This is a genomic window from Bradyrhizobium sp. Pha-3 (genome assembly GCF_042258325.1).
Classification (GTDB): Bacteria; Pseudomonadota; Alphaproteobacteria; order Rhizobiales; family Xanthobacteraceae; genus Bradyrhizobium; species Bradyrhizobium elkanii.
The window spans coordinates 7,934,903-7,952,403 of record NZ_CP170151.1 but is presented as its reverse complement, the minus strand read 5'-3'; the positions used below and the strand labels follow the sequence as shown (position 1 = coordinate 7,952,403).

Genomic DNA, 17,501 nt, shown 5'->3' with positions numbered 1-17,501 from the left:
TCTCCCCCAGCAACTGGTTTTGCGATGCCCGACGATCGATCCGCAATCCCGGCAAGGGACGCCAAGCGCCTGTTCGCGGGCCTTGCGGGCGCGCCGGCGATCCTGCTTGCGGTGTCCGGCGGTCCTGATTCAGTCGCGCTGATGTGGCTGGCCGTGCGCTGGCGCCGTGCGCTCGCGCAGGGACCGCGGCTGGTGGCGGTCACGGTCGATCACGGCTTGCGGCCTGAAGCGGCTCGCGAGGCGCGCGACGTCAAGCGGCTGGCGCGAAGTCTCGAGCTGCCGCATCACACGTTGCGCTGGACTGGACCAAAGCCTGGAACCGGTGTGCCGGCGGCCGCGCGCGCGGCCCGCTATCGCCTGCTCGCGCAGGCCGCACGCAAGCATGGCGCCACGCATATTTTGACCGCGCACACCCGTGACGATCAGGCCGAGACGCTGTTGATGCGGATGCTGCGCGGCAGCGGCGTTGCGGGCCTCTCGGCAATGGCGCGCGAGACCAAGCGCGACGGCGTCTTGCTGACACGGCCCCTGCTCGACATCTCCAAGGCGCAGCTGATCGCGACGCTGAAGAAGGCGCGCATCGGTTTTGCCGACGATCCGACCAACCGCGATCGATCCTACACGCGTCCACGGCTGCGCGCGCTGATGCCGATGCTCGCGGAGGAGGGTGGCGATGCGCGGAACCTGGCGCGGCTTGCCGCGAGGATCGCGCGCGCCAACGCCGCCCTGGAACTGCTGGTCGACGGCGCCGAGCACTATCTTGCGTTGAAAAGCGAGGATAACTCTCATACCGGCTTCGACGCTGCGCTGTTCGCGGTGATGCCCGAGGAGATCCGCGTCCGTCTGCTCAAGCGCGCCATCGACCGCGTCGGACATGAGGGGCCGGCCGAGCTCGGCAAGGTCGAAACCCTGCTCGCCGCGATGGACGACGCCTTGGATGGGACTTTGGGACAACGCGAATCCAAGCTGAAACAGACCCTTGCCGGAGCGGTCATCAGCGTCGCCGCCGGCCGTATCAGGATCGGGCCGGCGCCACCCCGCCGGGCGCGCTCCCGCTGAGCCGGGTTCGATTGTTTCAATCGCTGTCATAATCCGGCAAGGAGGCTTAACCACCCCGGAAAAACACCGGATTCAGCGCCATTTTTTGACCGGGAATCGCGCTAGGATGCGGTAAATAGTCGTGCGTGGTTCCCTTGGCATCGACCCCAGCGGCACCTAGATTGTAAGGCATCGACGGGATGGATTCCCTGGGGATTCCCACAGAGCCTGCCCAAGGATTAGAGAGAGGCCGCGATCCGCGCGACCACGAAGGAAGACCATGAACGCCAATCTGCGGAATTTCGCCCTCTGGGTCATCATTGTCCTGCTGTTGCTGGCGTTGTTCACGCTTTTCCAGAATCCTGGCCAGCGCTCGTCGTCCTCGGATATCTCGTTCTCGCAACTTCTGACTGAAGTCGATCAGGGCCATGTCCGCGACGTCGTGATCCAGGGGCCTGAGATTCACGGCACGTTCAACAACGGCACGAGCTTCCAGACCTACGCGCCGAGCGATCCGTCGCTGGTGAAGCGCCTCTACGACGCCAAGGTGCAGATCACCGCGAAGGCGCCCGGCGACAACGTGCCGTGGTTCGTCTCGCTGCTCGTCTCCTGGTTGCCGTTCATCGCGCTGATCGGCGTCTGGATATTCCTGTCGCGGCAGATGCAGGGCGGCGCCGGCAAGGCGATGGGCTTCGGCAAGTCGCGCGCCAAGATGCTGACCGAGGCGCATGGCCGCGTCACCTTCGAGGACGTCGCGGGTGTCGACGAGGCCAAGCAGGACCTGCAGGAGATCGTCGAATTCCTCCGCGACCCCGGCAAATTCCAGCGGCTCGGCGGACGGATTCCGCGCGGCGTGCTGCTGGTCGGACCTCCCGGCACCGGCAAGACGCTGATCGCGCGCGCGGTCGCGGGCGAAGCCAACGTGCCGTTCTTCACCATCTCCGGTTCTGACTTCGTCGAAATGTTCGTCGGCGTCGGCGCGAGCCGCGTCCGCGACATGTTCGAGCAGGCCAAGAAGAACGCGCCCTGCATCATCTTCATCGACGAAATCGACGCGGTCGGCCGTCATCGCGGCGCCGGCCTCGGCGGCGGCAATGACGAGCGCGAGCAGACGCTGAACCAGTTGCTGGTCGAGATGGACGGCTTCGAGGCCAATGAGGGCGTGATCCTGATCGCGGCGACCAACCGTCCCGACGTGCTCGATCCCGCGCTGCTGCGTCCCGGCCGCTTCGACCGCCAGGTCGTGGTGCCGAACCCGGACGTCGTCGGCCGCGAGCAGATCCTCAAGGTTCACGTCCGCAAGGTGCCGCTGGCGCCGGATATCAACCTCAAGACCATCGCGCGCGGCACCCCGGGCTTCTCGGGCGCCGACCTGATGAACCTCGTCAACGAGGCTGCGCTGACCGCCGCCCGCCGCAACAAGCGGATGGTGACGCAGGCCGAGTTCGAAGAGGCCAAGGACAAGGTGATGATGGGCGCCGAGCGCAAGTCGCTCGTGATGACCGAGGAAGAGAAGTTGCTGACGGCCTATCACGAGGGCGGCCACGCCATCGTCGGCCTCAACGTCGTCGCGACCGATCCGATCCACAAGGCGACCATCATTCCGCGCGGCCGTGCGCTGGGCATGGTGATGCAGCTGCCCGAGCGCGACAAGCTCTCGATGTCGCTCGAGCAGATGACCTCGCGCCTCGCCATCATGATGGGTGGCCGCGTCGCAGAAGAGCTGATTTTCGGCCGCGAGAAGGTGACCTCGGGCGCCGCCTCCGACATCGAGCAGGCGACCCGCCTTGCCCGCATGATGGTGACGCGCTGGGGCCTCTCGGAAGAGCTCGGCACCGTCTCCTATGGCGAGAACCAGGACGAGGTGTTCCTCGGCATGTCGGTCTCGCGCACGCAGAACGCGTCCGAGGCGACCGTCCAGAAGATCGACTCCGAGATCAGGCGTCTGGTCGAGGAAGGCTACAACGAGGCGACCAAGATCCTCACCGAGAAGCGCGAGGACCTCGAGGCGCTCGCCAAGGGCCTGCTCGAGTTCGAGACGCTGACCGGCGACGAGATCATCGACCTGTTGAAGGGCAAGAAGCCCAACCGCGAGTCGGTGCTGGAGCCGTCGACGCCGCGCGCCTCCGCCGTGCCGCCGGCCGGCAAGCCGCGCCCGCGTCCCGATCCGGACACCGGCATGGAGCCGCAGCCGCAGGCGTAAGCCTCGCCCGCCATGGCCGGCACGTCCGGCAAACCAGTTGTGCAAAAGCTCGGCCTCAAGCCGGGCTTTTGTATTTTTGTCGACGGGCTGTCCGTTCCCTACGGCGACGTTGTCGGCGAACTGCCCACCGATGTGCTGGTGGCGAAGACCGCACGCGCACCGCTCGATGCCGTGCACCTGTTCGCCGCCAAGGCCCAAGGGCTTGCGGCCAAGCTGCGGCGTTACCGTCAGGCGATCGCGCCCGACGGCATGATCTGGGTGTCGTGGCCGAAGACAAGTTCGGGCGTCGTGACCGACCTTACGGAGAGACAGGTCCGCGAAACCGGGCTCGCGAACGACCTGGTCGACGTCAAGGTCTGTGCGGTCGATGACGTCTGGTCAGGACTGAAATTCGTGATCCCCGCCAAGGACCGCGGTAAGCGCTGAGATCGCGCCTTGCGAATATCCGTGGCCCCCGCTGCGGCGCCGTGGCATCCTCGCGACAAGCCGTCAAACGGCACGGCCGCGTTGTCCGAGGCGCGGCAAGAAAGGGGAGGGGAGGCCGATGCGCAAGGCATTCGGCGCTGTTGGCGCCATTTCGTTCCTGCTGCTGCCCACGTCTTCGATCGCCGCCGAGATGCGCGGCGTCACCTCGACCGAAATCAGGATCGGCCAGACCATGCCCTATAGCGGGCCGGTGTCGGCGTTCGGCGCACTCGGCAAGGGCGAGGCCGGCTATTTCAGGATGCTGAACGAGCGCGGCGGCATCAATGGCCGCAAGATCAACTTCATCTCGCTGGACGATTCCTACGCGCCGCCGAAGACGGTGGAGCAGACGCGCCGCCTCGTCGAGAGCGACGAGGTCGCGCTGATCTTCTCCTCGATCGGCACCGCGCACAACACCGCGATCGCAAAGTACCTGCAGGGCAAGAACATCCCGCAGCTGTTCCTGGCCTCCGGCGCTTCGAAATTCGGCGACATCGCGCAATTCCCGCAGGCGACGATGGGCGTGCAGGCGCCGTTCCGCTACGAGGCACGGCTGTATGCGCGCTATGCGCTGGCGAAGAATCCGAATGCAAGGTTCGCCGTCATCTCGCAGAACGACGACTACGGCCGCGATTATCTCGCGGGTCTCAAGGACGTGCTCGGCGAGAAGTATGAGTCTCTGGTCACCGTTGCGACCTATGAGATCACGGACCCGACGATCGACTCCCAGATCGTCAAGCTGAAGGCCACCAACGCCGACGTTTTCGTGATCGCGGCGACGCCGAAATTCGCGGCGCAGTCGATCCGCAAGGCCTTTGAGATCGGCTGGCGGCCGATGACCTTCCTGTCCAACACCGCGGTGTGGATCTCGACCGTGATGCAGCCTGCCGGCGTCGAGGCCGGCACCGGCATCATCTCCACGGCCTATGTGAAGGATCCGGACGACCCGGCCTGGAGCGACGATCCCGGCATGAAGGGCTGGCGCGAGTTCATGACCAGATACGTGCCGGAAGGCGACCAGCACGACACCAACTACGTCAACGCCTACAACAGCGCGATGGCGCTGGAAGCGGTGCTGAAGGCCTGCGGCGACGATCTCTCGACCGAGAACATCTTGCGTCAGGCATTCGCGATCAAGGGCCTGGAATTGCCGATGCTGCTGCCGGGCATCAAGGTCAACACCTCGCCGGCCGACCACGTACCGGTCGATCAGATGCAACTGATGCGCTTCAACGGCAAGACCTGGGATCGCTTCGGCGAGCTCCAGACGGGGAATTGAGGACGGGTATTATCGCCATTCTAAGCCCGTCATCCTGAGGAGCCGCGAAGCGGCGTCTCGAAGGATGAATCGGCCACAATGCGGCCGTGCATCCTTCGAGGCTCGCTCCGCTCGCACCTCAGGATGACGGGACAAGCAGCGCGCGACGCTTGAGGAAGCAATAGCGTACGCTACTTCGCCCCCTCGGCCGCCGGCGGCACGCCGGCCTTGGCATTGTCCGAGCGCACATGGATCACGGCGATGTCGTCCTTGTACAGCCGCTTCCAGCCCTTCAGATGATCCAGCGCGTTGCCGGCGGGAGAGTCCGAGCTCAGCAGCGTGGCATCGATCCGGTATTTGTCGAGCAGATCCAGCAGCTGGCCGACGTCGCGGGCATCGAGCGCATCGTAATAGTCGAGCACGAATTGCTCGCCATAGAGCTCGGCGCGGCCGTCGATGAACACCTTCATGTTGCGGCTCACCATGTAGCCGCCGAACGGCGCGGTGCTGAACACGCGCTGCGCCTTGTGCTGCTGCAGCACGTCGACCGCGGCAACGGGCGAGAACATCGGCAGGAACTTGAACTGATGCTGCGCGACGAACATCGCCGTCGTCACCCACGCGCCGATCACCATCGCGATCACAGCCAGGATCGTGACGAGCGGGAATGAGCGCGTTTCATCGAAGCGAGCGGCGGTGGCGCCTGTCGTTCCCCATTGCTCGGCGATCGGCTTGGCGAGCACCAGCGGAGCGATGAACGCGAACACCTCGATGTTGCGGACGTGGCTCAGCGCCATCCAGATCAGCCCGAGCAGCAGCAGGATCCGCGGCACCGACAGCGTCAGCCTGCGATAACAGATCAGGCCGATCAGGCCGAGCAGCGTGGCTTCGAAGAAGCTGGGCTTGCTGAAATCCGCCGGCTTCCATTCCCCGATCAGCGTCAGCAATTTGCCGAGGCTGAGGATCTTGGTCGCGCCGAGCAGGCTGTTCCAGCCATAGGGCGTCACGCAGCTTGCGGCCAGCGCGGCGAGGCCGAACAGGCCCCATCGCACGACAAGCTGACGGCGGCGGCCGGGCTCCGCGTTCCACACGGCCTCCAGTCCGATCGGTCCGATCAGCGCGAGGCCGAGAACGAAGCCGCCATGCAGATTGGCCCACAGCGTCATCAGCGGCAGCAGCCACCATGACGGTGAGGTGCGGCGATCCGCGGCCGCGAGCAGGCCGCCGATGAACGCCAGCAGCACCGGCAGCGCCAGCACATGCGGCCGCGCCAGAAAGTGGATCGTCGACAACAGCAGCGCCAGCGCCGCGATCAGGAGCGCGCGCGCCGGATCGAAATACGGGCTCAACAGATGCAGGAAGATCGCGACCGTCGCGCCGATCGCCATCGACGACAAGATCACCGGTCCGGCCCAATCGCCGCCGTAGACGAGCGCGTACGCCACCTGCGACAGCCACGAGCTCGAGATCCAGGGCTCGCCGAAACGGGTGAACGAGAACACGTCCGATGTCGGAATCGCGCCGTGTTCGAGAATCCACTGTCCGACCCTGATCTGCCACATCGTGTCGGAATCGCGCAGCAGGATTTCGCCGGCCGAGAGATAAAACAGATAGGCGCCCACGGCGGCGCACAGCGGCACCAGTCCTCGCGCCGCGCTACGGCTGCTCACGCTGCTGGTGATGGAGAGTGACATGCGCTTTCTTGCTTGTTTCGGCCGGGGCATCCAGAGCCAACGCCACACGTGACGCCAGCGCGCACTCGACCACGGCTTCCGATAAATTCGGGTAAATGCCGCAGCGGTATCGCGCGCATGCGCAAGATCAGATGTCTCGATTTCGAGCGATCGCCTTAGCCGGCGATTTACCATCGCGGCCCTGATCCGGTTCGGGAGGCGCCGGAGCGCCGCCGGCTCAATCAGAGGTGGTACCAGAGGTTGCAAAAAATCCTTACAATTCCAGCTTGTCATTCAGTCTGAATAGTTGTTCACTTCTTCAGACGATTGCGGGATCAATCGTTCAAAACGTTGAAGACTCGTGTGTTCTGCCGGTGGGCGCCGGCCGGGGCGCACGGCGGGGGGACGGAACGCCATGGTTTACCGGCGAACTCATCAGGTCGTGAAACGGCTGGCCGCGCGGCGCAGCGCCATCCTGTCGGCTGCGCGGGACGCGGCGGCGGCGGGCGGCATGGCGGCGGTCCAGATCGCACCCGTCGCGGTGCGGGCCAATGTCGCGGCCGGAACGGTCTACCGCTATTTCCCGTCGAAAGCCGAGCTGATCTCGGAACTGATCACGGAAGTTTCGCGCGACGAGCTCACCGCGATCCGGCGCGCCGCCGATGCCGCGCCAGGGCCGTCATCGGCGCTCGCCGCCGCGGTGACGACGATCGCCGTCCACGTGCTGTCGCAACGCAAGCTTGCCTGGGGCATTTTGGCCGAGCCGGTCGACGTCGACGTCACCGCCTCGCGCCTCGCCAGCCGTCGCGATATTTCCGGCGAGCTTGCCATGCGCATCGATGCCGCGGTGCGCGCCGGCCACCTGCCGGCGCAGGACACGGCGCTGGCCGCCACCGCCTTGCTCGGTGCGCTGCACGAAGCGCTGGTCGGCCCGCTGGCGCCGGCCAATCTCGACGATCCGATCAAGCTGCGTGACGCGGTGCAGACCGTGACGCTGCTTGCGCTGCGCGCGGTCGGCGTGATGGACGCACGCGCGCGTGGCCTCGTGGTGCAGGCAACGACCCCGGCGAAGGCGCTGGTCGGCGCCTGAGGCCAGGGTGAGGCCAACGCGCGCGAAGAACACTTCTGTCGCAATGGCGTTGTAGTTTTGCGGGCTGGGTTCAACCAACCTCACGGAGCAACGCATGACGACGACCCATGGCTCGGCCAAATGGCAGGGCGGCATCAAGGACGGCAAGGGCGCGATCTCGACCAAGAGCGGCGCGCTCTCGGATTACCCCTACGGCTTCGCCAGCCGCTTCGAGGGCAAACCGGGTTCGAACCCGGAGGAACTGATCGGCGCGGCGCATGCCGCCTGCTTCACGATGGCGCTGTCGCTGATTCTGGGCGAAGCCAAGCTTACGGCGGAGCATATGGAAACCAAGGCGGATGTGACCCTGGAGAAGGTCGCCGACGGCTTCGCCATCACCGCGGTGCATTTGACGCTGTCGGCGAAGATCCCGGGCGCCGATAACGCAACGTTCCAGGAACTAGCCGGCAAGGCGAAGGCCGGATGTCCGGTGTCGAAGCTGCTCAACACCAAGATCACGCTCGACGCGTCGTTGCAGGGTTGATTGCCGCGCGGCGGGTTAGCGCGTTTTCGAGCGAAGCGGGCACCGGTTCGCGTGAAGACAACGCGTCAAACAAGCATCTAGAGCTGCGCGTCGCGCCTCGGGCCGACCGAGGCGATGCGCAGCATGTTGGTGGTGCCGGGCGCGCGCAGCGGAACGCCGGCGACGATGATGACGCGCTGGCCGGCCTTGGCAAAACCGTCGCGGAACGCAATCGAGCCGGCGCGGTCGACCATGTCGTCGAGATCGTGCGCGTCCTCGGCGACCACGCAATGCACCCCCCACACCACCGACAGTTTGCGGCCGGTGACGAGGTTCGGCGTGATCGCGACCACCGGCACCTTGGGCCGCTCGCGCGCCACGCGGATCGCGGTCGAGCCTGACGACGTCCAGCAGATGATCGCCGACAGGTCGAGCGTCTCGGCGATCTGCCGCGCGGCGTCGGCAATGGCGTCACCCACCGTCGCTTCGGGATCAACGCGCTGCGCGTTGATCACGTTGCGATAGGTCGGGTCGCGCTCCACTTCCTCGCCGATGCGGTTCATGGTCGAGACCGCCTCCACCGGGAATTTGCCGGCGGCGGATTCCGCCGACAGCATGATGGCGTCGGCGCCTTCGTAGACGGCGGTGGCGACGTCGGAGACTTCGGCGCGCGTCGGCACCGGCGCCTGGATCATCGATTCCAGCATCTGGGTTGCGACCACCACCGGCCGGCCGGCGCGGCGCGCCATCCGGATCATCTGCTTCTGCAGGCTCGGCACCCGTTCCAGCGGCAGTTCGACGCCGAGATCGCCACGCGCCACCATCAGCGCGTCCGACGCTTCGATGATGTCGGCAAGGCGGTCGATCGCCTGCGGCTTCTCGATCTTGGCCATCACGGCGGCGCGGCCGCGGATCATCTTCTTGGCCTCGATCACGTCCTCGGCCCGCTGCACGAAGGACAGCGCGACCCAGTCGATCCCCTCCGGCAGCGCGGCTTCCAGGTCGGCGCGGTCCTTTGCGGTCATCGCCGACACCGGCAGATCGGTATCGGGCAGGCTGACGCCCTTGCGGTCCGACATCTTGCCGCCGATCACGACGCGCGTGACCGCGCGCTCGGACGAGGTTTCCTCGGCGATCAGCCGCACCTTGCCGTCGTCGAGCAACAGCGCATGTCCCGGGCGGAGCGCGGCGAGGATCTCCGGATGCGGAAGCTGGACGCGGCTGTTGTCGCCCGGCGTCTTGTCGGAATCCAGGATGAAGCTCTGGCCGTTCTTGAGCTGGGTCGAACCTTCCGCGAACGAGCCGAGCCGCAGCTTCGGCCCTTGCAGGTCGACCAGGATGCCGATCGGCCGGCCGTAGCTCGATTCGACATTGCGGATGGTCTTGACCAACTCCCGCATCTTGTCATGCGGGGTATGGCTCATGTTGATGCGGAAGACGTCGGCGCCCGCCTCGAACAGCTTGCGGATCATCGCGCTGTCTGAGGAGGCCGGGCCGAGCGTTGCGAGGATCTTGATTCGACGCAGTCGTCTCATTGTTTGTTTCCGGGTGGTGCGGCTGGCGGCAGACCAGACGCGCCCGGAGGCGCTGCGCCCGGCGGCGGGTTGGGCAGGCCCGGCATCGCCCCGGGACTTCCTGGACCCACGCCGCCCGGCATTCCCGGTACTTTCTGCGGCTGTTGTTCGTTGGCTTCGGTCAGCTGGACGGTCCATGCACGCTGCTCGCCGGTGTCGACCTCGAAGAAGCCGGTGCGGTCAAACCCGCGCGCCAGGCAATTTTCGGTGCCCTTGATGGTGAATTCCTTGTCGCGCGAGCACATGAAGGCCTGGCCGGACCATTCGCCGCCGCGATCATAGTCGAGAGCGTAGATGTAGTAGTAGCGCGCCACAAGGTTGCCGCGCAGCAAGGTCTCGCAGGTGCGCGACGACACGTTCCACCAGCCCTCGGTGGTCCAGCCCTCGGCGTCCTTGTAGCCGAGCGCGATGCCGACGCGGCTCGAGGTGTTGTTGCAGAGCCGGAAATCGGCGGCCGCCGGACTCGTCCACAGGCAGGCCGCGACAAGCGCCAGCACCGGCAGGAGGCCGACCAGGATCAGGCGGATATTGCGGGGAGCTGAGGCGAGGGAATCTGTTGGGCTCATGCAGCGAAGCTATATCAAATCATGGACGATTTCGCGTGCCCGGCAGGCACTGTCAACGGGCGGGCGCCCGTCTGCCACGCTGTCGGACCGTGGCCAAGGGTGGCCGGACGGGTCCGTTTTGCGCGCCGATATGGCAAAATCTGTGACAATTCCCACCTGATATCAATATGGTGAGCGCGACACACGGGATCACGATCATGAGCATTGACGACAAAACCAGAACGGAACTCGAGGCCGCGGTCTTCCGGCGTCTCGTCAGTCACCTGCGCAACCGCACCGATGTGCAAAACATCGACCTGATGAACCTCGCCGGCTTCTGCCGCAACTGCCTGTCCAACTGGATGAAGGAAGAGGCCGACGCCAAGGGCCTTGCGGTGAGCAAGGACGAGAGCCGTGAGGCGGTCTACGGCATGCCGTATGAGGAATGGAAGGCGAAGCATCAGGGCAGCGCGACGCCGGAGCAGCTCGCGGCGATGAAGAAGGCCCAAAGCGGGCATTGAACCTCAGCCTGTGTGACGTCAGTTCCGCGGCCGTCCGCATCTCCTGTGGGCGCGCTGTGGATGAGCGCGATGTTTCCTTGACGGAACGCGCGCCAAAATCGAGGGTCGCCCGCAGCAAGCGGTGCGCAAGGCGCGTATTCGCGTAACATTTCAATACCTGTTCAGGAGTGCGCGATGGCCACCACGTCTGCCGCCGTCAAGGAAGAGCCCGCAACGCGATTTGCCAAGGACCAGCTCAAGTCCATCATCGAGCGCATCGAGCGGCTGGAAGAAGAGAAGAAGACGATCTCGGACGACATTCGCGACGTCTATGCCGAAAGCAAGGGCAACGGATTCGACGTCAAGGCGCTGCGCGCCATCATCCGTCTGCGCAAGCAGGATCCGAACGAGCGCCAGGAGCAGGAGACCATCCTGGAGACCTACATGCAGGCGCTGGGGATGCTCTGAGGCGGCCCAGCGGCCACTCCTGCCGGGCGTTCGCCAAGGCGTGCCCCGAGGCTCGGTCAAAGCCCTGGAAGGCCTCCTGTCGAGGCTTGGGTGAAATCCCGAGATTTGCTACACTTGCCGGCGAGGTAACCGGGCAGATCGTTCAGATGGACGTGCCAGGACCAGAGCGCCGGCTCGCTGCGGTCCTCGCCGCCGACATGGTCGGCTATAGCCGCCTGATGGAGGCTGACGAGACGGGCACCCTTGCGCGCCTCAAAACCCATCGCATCGAGCTGATCGATCCTGCCATCGCCAAGAACCGCGGCCGCATCATCAAGACCACCGGCGACGGCCTGCTGGTCGAATTCCACAGCGTCGTCGATGCGGTGCTGTGCGCGGCCGAGGTCCAGAGCCGGATGGCGAAGCGCAACGCCGACGTCACGCCGGCGCGCTGGATGCAGTTTCGCATCGGCATCAATCTTGGCGATGTGATCGTTGACGGCGCCGACATCTTCGGCGACGGCGTCAACGTCGCGTCCCGCCTGGAGACGCTGGCCGAGCCCGGCGGCATCTGCATTTCCGGCGCGGTCCGCGATCAGGTAGGCGATCGCCTGGAAGATCTGAGCTTCGAGGATCTCGGCGATCAGACCGTCAAGAACATCGCGCGCCCGATCCGGGTTTTCCGCGTCCATCTCGAAGCCCGTGCCAGGCCCGTTCCGGAGCACCCGAGTGGGGTGGCCGCCCCTGTCGTCGCCAAGAAGCCCTCGATCGCCGTGCTGCCGCTAGTCAACATGAGCGGCGATCCCGAGCAGGAATTCTTCGCCGACGGGCTCACCGAGGACATCATCACCGAGCTGTCGCGCTTCCACGACCTGCTGGTGATCTCGCGCAACTCGACCTTCGTGTACAAGGGCAAGGCCGTGAAGGTGCAGGACGTCGGGAAGGAATTCGCCGTCGACTATGTGCTGGAAGGCAGCGTGCGGAAGGCGGGAGGCCGGATCCGCGTCACGGTGCAGCTGATCGACGCCGTGGCCGACCGGCACGTCTGGGCCGAACGCTACGACCGCGAGCTTGCCGACATCTTCGCCATCCAGGACGAGATGACGCGCGCGATCGTGGCGACCCTGCCGGGGCGCCTCGAGGCTGCCGCGCATGACCGCGTCAAGCGCAAGCCGACCGACAACATGGCGGCCTATGAGTGCGTGCTCGCCGCCAAGGTGCTGCATCATCGCTCGGCACGGGACGACAACGCGGAGGCGCAGCGCCTGCTCGAGCGGGCCATCGTGCTTGACCCGAACTATGCCCATGCCCACGCCTGGCGGGCCTGCGTGCTCGGCCAGACCTGGGTCTACAACTGGTGCACCGACCGCGACGCGACCATGGCGCAGGTCGCCGCCGAGCTCGAGATCGCGCTCAAGCTCGACGACAATGACAGCGACGTGCACCGGATCCTCGCCGCGCTGAACCTCAACCGCGACGACCACGACAAGGCGGCCTTCCACCAGGAGCGTGCGCTCGCGCTGAACCCGAATTACGACCTCGTCGTCGTGCAGCAGGGCGAACTCCTGACCTGGCTCGGGCGGCCCGAGGAAGGCATCGACTGGATCAAGCGGGCGATGCGCCTCAATCCGTTCCATCCGGAACGCTTCTGGAGCCATCTCGGCCGGGCCTGCTATTGCGCCGAGAAATACGCGGACGCTGCCGAGGCGTTCTCGCGGATCACGCGCCCCGACCATACCCATCACGCCTTCCTCGCGGCGACCTTCGCGCAGATGGGCAACACGGTGGCGGCCTCCGCCCACGCCGCCGAGGTGCTGAAGCGCGAGCCGACCTTCTCGGTTGCCGCGCACCTGACAACCCAGCGCTACAAGTGCGAGCCCGATCGGTCGCGTTACGAGGCGGGCCTGCTCAAGGCAGGGCTGCCGGCCTGAACCGGCGGAAAGCTATATTGTCGGTGGAAGCGCGGCTCAGCGCAGCGAGGCGGTGCGGAGCACGAAGGACTGGGTCGTCAGGAGGGCGGTCGCCGAGCCCGAGAAGCGGTCGCAGGTCATGCCCATCATCGGATCTTCCGAGAAGGTCATGACGACGGCGGCCTGCGGCTTCACGAAATGAGCCCGCATCATGGTCATGTCGGTGTCACCAAGCACCGTGGTCAGCATGGCATTGCTGGCGCTCGGCGCCAGCATCACCACGCGCATCCAGATATCGTTACCCTTGGCAGCCGAGATCCGCGCGGAGGTGGTGATCACGCCCTGGCTCGGTGCGCCCTTGGCAACGACGGTGTTGATTTCGGTGCTAGGGACCGCAGCATTGCGCGTCGGGCGCACGTTGCGCGGGATCGGCGCGGTCGCTGCGACGATGTTGGCGCGATCGACCGGTGACGCCGCAGGCGCATAGGCCAGCGCCTTGTTGAAGTTTTCGGTCGTCGTGCTGGCAGTGGTCTGCGGATCGCTGCCGCCGACCGCCTCACGGGCCCTCAGCGCGGCAATCTGCGCCGCCGACGCCTGCTTCGGCGCCTCACCCTCGTCACCCCAGAAGCCGCGGGCATTGATGATGTCGGCAGGCGATTGCGGCGCGGTGTTCTCGGCCACCTGCACCATTTGCACCGCGGGCTTCGCCTTCGGCATCGGAACGAGCTGGGCGTCGGCGGCGGCGAGCTGGATGGCGGCGGCGAACTGCGGCTTGGCGCGCGGCAGCGGAATCGGATCGGCGGATTTGGCGGGCGCGGCGGCGGCCACCACGGTGTTGGCGGCGGGCTTGTCGTTCACGCTGGCCGCGCCTTCGTCTTCATCGTCACTCGACTTGCCGCCACCGAACAGCTTCGCGAACAGGCTCGGCTTGCCGATGGTCGCGGCATCGTCACCATTGCCGCGGCGCTCGATATCGGCCTTGGCGAGCTCATAGCCCTTGAGCGGCGTGCCGTCGGTCGGGACATGGACGGTGCGGCCGTCGGGGAACACCCTGACCAGCTGCTCGCGGGTCATGCGCGGCCAGTGGCGGATGCTGCCGGTGTCGAGATGGACGAACGGCGAGCCCGAGGTCGGATAGAAACCGACGCCGCCGCGCTGCAGGCGGAGACCCGCGTAGCGGATCTGCTCCAGCGGCACGCCCGGGATGAAGAAGTCCATCGCATGCCCCAGCATGTGCTGGCTGTGGCGCGCGACGCCCGAGGAGCGGCGGCGGAGCATGGCGTTGGTCGCGGGGGCGCGATAGGCGGAGATGATCTGGATCGGCTGCTTGCCGCCGACGTCGTTATAGACGTCCCACAGGATGTCGAAGAGGTGACGGTCCATCACCGTTTCATCCTGGGAGCGCCAGTCGCGCAGGAAGTGGTTGAGCTGCTTCAGCGCGCCTTCGTCGTAGCGGCCCTCGCGCTTGAAGGTGACGGTGAGGTCTTCGCCGGAATGGGTGTGGTGGAAGGAGAGGGTGCGGGTCTGGTTCAGCGCGGTGGCATCGTGCACCGATCCCGCGCCCGCGAACAGCAATAGCGCAGTCAGGCCGACTTGGTATCCGGCCTTAGGCAACGACAGCGGATTGCAGCGGCGTGCGAAGACAGCCAGCACTATGAGCCCACCCAGTCGACGAGCGTTCGGTCGGCATCTTTCGCAGACCCCCTGCGGAAGACGGTGAACGCTTTCTTAAAGCGGGAGGGTTAACCGAGGTTTACCGACCCGCCCCCAAGTTAGGCTTAACTAACTGGGCGACTGTGGCAAAAGATAGCCCTGCTCCCCGGCCGAGACCCGAAATGGTTAACGTAAACGATCTCGCCTTTTGAGCGAGATCGTTGATTTTGCTTAAAAATTTATCCCAATCGGGCTGAAATGCAGATTAGCGGGTGATCACCCGGCGCTGCTGCTGGGCCTGTCCACGACGGATCGGCTGCGGCTCCGGCTGTCCGAATCCCCCGAACAGGCGCTCGAAGAAGTTTGGTCCGGAGGAGCCAAAGCCGTTGTCGCCGGCGACATTGACGCCGGCGGGCAGGCTGCTGCTCGGCGGACGCGAGTAGCTCGGCTGGGAGTGCGCCACCACCGTCTCGAGATCCTTGCCGCGGCTGTTCCTGAGCAGCGACAGCATGGTGGCGTCGCGGCCGTAAACGTCCCTGCGGAATTGCAGCTTGCCGGCATCGTCCACGAACGCGGTCTGGTAGGTGATGTTCACCGGGATCGGCGTCGGGAATTTCAGGTCGACCTCGCTCGAGCCGTACATGCTGCGGATTCGCTCCGGCGTGTAGTGCTGGTTCGGCTCGGTGATGTTGAGCAGGACGGCGGCGTACTGATCGGGATTCTGCACGCGCATGCAGCCGTGGCTGAAAGCACGCTCGTCCTTCGCGAACAGGTACTTGTCCGGCGTGTCGTGCTGATAGACCAGGAACTTGTTCGGGAAGTTGAAGCGGATGCGGCCGAGTGCGTTGGCTTCACCCGGCGGCTGCGAGATGTGGATCGAGCCGTCGCGGTTGCGCTCGAGCCTGAGGCCCATACGCTGCAGCACCGTCGGATCCTGCTGCAGGGCCGGCAGATACTCGTTGTAGATGATCGACGGCGGCACGTTCCAGGTCGGATTGACCGTGATGTACTTCATCGTCTCGGTCAAAAGCGGCGTGGCATGCTGGCCGGGCTTGCCGGTGACGACCCGGGTGGTCCAGACCGGCGCGCCGTTCTGCATCACCCTCAGCGTGTAGTCCGGGATGTTGAGGATCACATAGGCATTGCCGACACTGGCGGCGCCGAGCTGGCGCGGCAGCCAGCGCCAGCGCTCCATGTTGACGATCACGGTGTCGATCTGCCGATCGCGCTTCGGATTGTTCAGCGCCTTGACCGTGCGCTCGTCGAGAACGCCCGTCGGCTTGAGGTCGACGCTGCTCTGGAATTTCTCCACCGCCCGCGCGACCGTCGCGTCATACTTGGTGCTGTCGGCATCCTCGGTGATGCCGAGCTTGTTGCGCAGGTCCGGGACGCGCGGATCGTCCATCTCGACCGCGGCCTGCTTCTTGCGCGCCGGCAAATATTTCAGTGCGGGGCCGTCCGCGATCGTGATGACCGGACCGTCGCCCTGGCCACGCAGCTCGGCGAGCTTCTTCTTCAGCTCCTTGTAGAGCTTCTGCTGCGGGTTATAGCCGTCGAGCGCGGCGGACGCGTCCTTGGCGGAGGTCACATTGGCGAACACTTCCGCCGGATCGATCGGGTGCTCAGGATAGAGAATGTCCCCCGACACCTGCGACCAGTGCATGCGGCCGCTCTGGGCCTGGCGGGCATAGTCCAGCATGCCGGCCGCGAGCTTCAGCTCGGCGTCGGCCAGCGCGTCCGGCGAGGTCGCCGCGGCGAAATCCGGCGCCGGATAGTCTGACGCATCGAGGCCGTCGGCGGCCGCGTCTTTCAGGCGTGCGATGACACCCTTGCCGGCGTCGGTCAGCTTGCCGGCCTTGGTGAACACCGGCGCGTATTCGCGAGCCGAATAGAATTTCTCGGCCGCCGCGCGCTCGTTCTTGCGGTCGAAGGTACGCAGCGACTTGCTGGCGAGCAGTTCGCGCAGCTTGTCGGCAACCGGCTGATCCTCGGCGGCAACGTTGCTCGCTGCCTTCGCCGGTTCGCTCGCCGGAGCTGCGGCGGTCGCGGGAGCAGGAGCTGTGGCCGGCGCCGCGGCCGTTGCAGGCGCGGGGCTTGCGGCAGGCGCGGTGGCAGTTGCAGGGGCGGGGGCCGACGGCGCGATGGCGGTATCGGTCTTCGGCGCGTCGGCGGGCTGCGTCGCCGGCGCGGTTACGACATCGGCAGGCTTCGGTTCGACGGCCGTTGCCGTGGTGCTCGGCTGTGCCGGCTTGGCGTCGACCGGCTTTGTCTCAGCAGGCTTGGCCTCGGTGGCTTGCACATCGGCGGGCTTCGCGTCGGCCGGCTTGGCTGCATCGGGCAGCGCCGCAGTGGTGTCGGCCTTGAAATCGCTTGCGGTGGGGGGCGGCACGTTGGCCGGTTCGGGGCGCGGGATCGCCGCGTCGATCGCGAGTTCCGAAGCGCTGGAATGAGGCGTGTCCTGCGCGAGGGCCGAGGTCGCGGACACCGTGAGGAAGGTTGCCGCGACGGCCATCAATACGCGGTCAAATCCTCGACGGTTGTTCGAACAGTCACGCATCGTCACACCCCCTGGGTGAAACTGCCCCTCGTCAAACCGGAACAGTTCAATTCAGAATTTGGTTTCATAGCTTGCGCGAAGCGCCG

Annotated in this window: 14 protein-coding genes; 9 read left to right on the top strand and 5 right to left on the bottom strand. The window is 65.8% G+C overall.

Annotated features, from left to right (window positions below; all coding sequences use genetic code 11):
* Positions 1-24 precede the first annotated feature (24 nt).
* The 4 genes from tilS to ACE10X_RS37955 all read left to right on the top strand — a co-directional run bounded on the left by tilS (position 25) and on the right by ACE10X_RS37955 (position 4,985).
* The gene (tilS, locus tag ACE10X_RS37970; RefSeq protein WP_375763656.1) at positions 25-1,059 is read left to right on the top strand and encodes a tRNA lysidine(34) synthetase TilS; all 1,035 of its coding nucleotides are present in this window, start codon (positions 25-27) and stop codon (positions 1,057-1,059) included.
* Between the two features lie 259 nt (positions 1,060-1,318).
* Positions 1,319-3,241, top strand: coding sequence for an ATP-dependent zinc metalloprotease FtsH (gene ftsH / locus ACE10X_RS37965; RefSeq protein ID WP_018268750.1), 1,923 nt, complete (start codon positions 1,319-1,321; stop codon positions 3,239-3,241).
* A gap of 12 nt (positions 3,242-3,253) precedes the next feature.
* A complete protein-coding gene (locus tag ACE10X_RS37960) occupies positions 3,254-3,667 on the top strand; it encodes a DUF3052 family protein (RefSeq protein WP_038385211.1) in 414 nt (137 codons plus the stop codon).
* Positions 3,668-3,785: 118 nt separating this feature from the next.
* Entirely contained in the window at positions 3,786-4,985 is a 1,200-nt protein-coding gene (locus ACE10X_RS37955) for an ABC transporter substrate-binding protein (RefSeq protein ID WP_038385210.1), read from the top strand.
* A gap of 170 nt (positions 4,986-5,155) precedes the next feature.
* Here the strand turns inward: ACE10X_RS37955 and ACE10X_RS37950 are convergent, their stop codons facing one another.
* Positions 5,156-6,658, bottom strand: coding sequence for a hypothetical protein (locus tag ACE10X_RS37950; RefSeq protein WP_304557128.1), 1,503 nt, complete (start codon positions 6,656-6,658; stop codon positions 5,156-5,158).
* Between the two features lie 394 nt (positions 6,659-7,052).
* Here ACE10X_RS37950 and ACE10X_RS37945 point away from each other — a divergent pair, with 394 nt between their 5' ends.
* Together ACE10X_RS37945 and ACE10X_RS37940 are read left to right on the top strand one after the other, a co-directional pair.
* Positions 7,053-7,727, top strand: a complete 675-nt coding sequence (locus ACE10X_RS37945; RefSeq protein WP_026191806.1) for a TetR/AcrR family transcriptional regulator — start codon at positions 7,053-7,055, stop codon at positions 7,725-7,727.
* Positions 7,728-7,821: 94 nt separating this feature from the next.
* Positions 7,822-8,250, top strand: a complete 429-nt coding sequence (locus ACE10X_RS37940; RefSeq protein ID WP_016841620.1) for an OsmC family protein — start codon at positions 7,822-7,824, stop codon at positions 8,248-8,250.
* Positions 8,251-8,327: 77 nt separating this feature from the next.
* Here ACE10X_RS37940 and pyk read toward each other — a convergent pair whose 3' ends face one another.
* Both pyk and ACE10X_RS37930 read right to left on the bottom strand, forming a co-directional pair.
* Positions 8,328-9,764 carry a pyruvate kinase gene (pyk, locus tag ACE10X_RS37935; protein ID WP_038385207.1) on the bottom strand — a complete coding sequence of 479 codons (1,437 nt, stop codon included), beginning with the start codon at positions 9,762-9,764 and terminating at the stop codon, positions 8,328-8,330.
* On the bottom strand, positions 9,761-10,369 hold the full coding sequence (locus ACE10X_RS37930; RefSeq protein WP_035631531.1) for a DUF1036 domain-containing protein: 609 nt from the start codon (positions 10,367-10,369) through the stop codon (positions 9,761-9,763). The genes pyk and ACE10X_RS37930 overlap by 4 nt, the downstream gene beginning before the upstream one ends.
* Positions 10,370-10,566: 197 nt before the next feature.
* Between ACE10X_RS37930 and ACE10X_RS37925 the strand changes: the two genes are divergently transcribed.
* From ACE10X_RS37925 to ACE10X_RS37915, 3 genes are all read left to right on the top strand, one after another.
* A complete protein-coding gene (locus ACE10X_RS37925) occupies positions 10,567-10,869 on the top strand; it encodes a DUF1244 domain-containing protein (RefSeq protein WP_026191804.1) in 303 nt (100 codons plus the stop codon).
* Between the two features lie 174 nt (positions 10,870-11,043).
* Entirely contained in the window at positions 11,044-11,316 is a 273-nt protein-coding gene (locus ACE10X_RS37920; protein ID WP_016841616.1) for a DUF2312 domain-containing protein, read from the top strand.
* Positions 11,317-11,462: 146 nt separating this feature from the next.
* Positions 11,463-13,226 (top strand): adenylate/guanylate cyclase domain-containing protein, encoded by a 1,764-nt coding sequence (locus ACE10X_RS37915; protein ID WP_038385205.1) that lies wholly within the window; start codon positions 11,463-11,465, stop codon positions 13,224-13,226.
* A gap of 36 nt (positions 13,227-13,262) precedes the next feature.
* Here the strand turns inward: ACE10X_RS37915 and ACE10X_RS37910 are convergent, their stop codons facing one another.
* Positions 13,263-14,858: a DUF882 domain-containing protein gene (locus tag ACE10X_RS37910; protein WP_304557126.1), complete on the bottom strand. Its 1,596-nt coding sequence runs from the start codon at positions 14,856-14,858 to the stop codon at positions 13,263-13,265.
* A 265-nt stretch (positions 14,859-15,123) separates the two neighbouring features.
* Positions 15,124-17,415 (bottom strand): murein L,D-transpeptidase, encoded by a 2,292-nt coding sequence (locus ACE10X_RS37905; RefSeq protein WP_304557124.1) that lies wholly within the window; start codon positions 17,413-17,415, stop codon positions 15,124-15,126.
* Between the last annotated feature and the right edge of the window lie 86 nt (positions 17,416-17,501).

Coding starts and splice junctions, on each gene's coding strand:
- tilS (WP_375763656.1), top strand. CDS start 25: ATGCCCGACGATCGATCCGCAATCCCGGCAAGGGACGCCAAGCGCCTG.
- ACE10X_RS37940 (WP_016841620.1), top strand. CDS start 7,822: ATGACGACGACCCATGGCTCGGCCAAATGGCAGGGCGGCATCAAGGAC.
- ACE10X_RS37930 (WP_035631531.1), bottom strand. CDS start 10,369: ATGAGCCCAACAGATTCCCTCGCCTCAGCTCCCCGCAATATCCGCCTG.
- ftsH (WP_018268750.1), top strand. CDS start 1,319: ATGAACGCCAATCTGCGGAATTTCGCCCTCTGGGTCATCATTGTCCTG.
- ACE10X_RS37925 (WP_026191804.1), top strand. CDS start 10,567: ATGAGCATTGACGACAAAACCAGAACGGAACTCGAGGCCGCGGTCTTC.
- ACE10X_RS37955 (WP_038385210.1), top strand. CDS start 3,786: ATGCGCAAGGCATTCGGCGCTGTTGGCGCCATTTCGTTCCTGCTGCTG.
- ACE10X_RS37920 (WP_016841616.1), top strand. CDS start 11,044: ATGGCCACCACGTCTGCCGCCGTCAAGGAAGAGCCCGCAACGCGATTT.
- ACE10X_RS37945 (WP_026191806.1), top strand. CDS start 7,053: ATGGTTTACCGGCGAACTCATCAGGTCGTGAAACGGCTGGCCGCGCGG.
- pyk (WP_038385207.1), bottom strand. CDS start 9,764: ATGAGACGACTGCGTCGAATCAAGATCCTCGCAACGCTCGGCCCGGCC.
- ACE10X_RS37950 (WP_304557128.1), bottom strand. CDS start 6,658: ATGTCACTCTCCATCACCAGCAGCGTGAGCAGCCGTAGCGCGGCGCGA.
- ACE10X_RS37915 (WP_038385205.1), top strand. CDS start 11,463: ATGGACGTGCCAGGACCAGAGCGCCGGCTCGCTGCGGTCCTCGCCGCC.
- ACE10X_RS37960 (WP_038385211.1), top strand. CDS start 3,254: ATGGCCGGCACGTCCGGCAAACCAGTTGTGCAAAAGCTCGGCCTCAAG.
- ACE10X_RS37905 (WP_304557124.1), bottom strand. CDS start 17,415: ATGCGTGACTGTTCGAACAACCGTCGAGGATTTGACCGCGTATTGATG.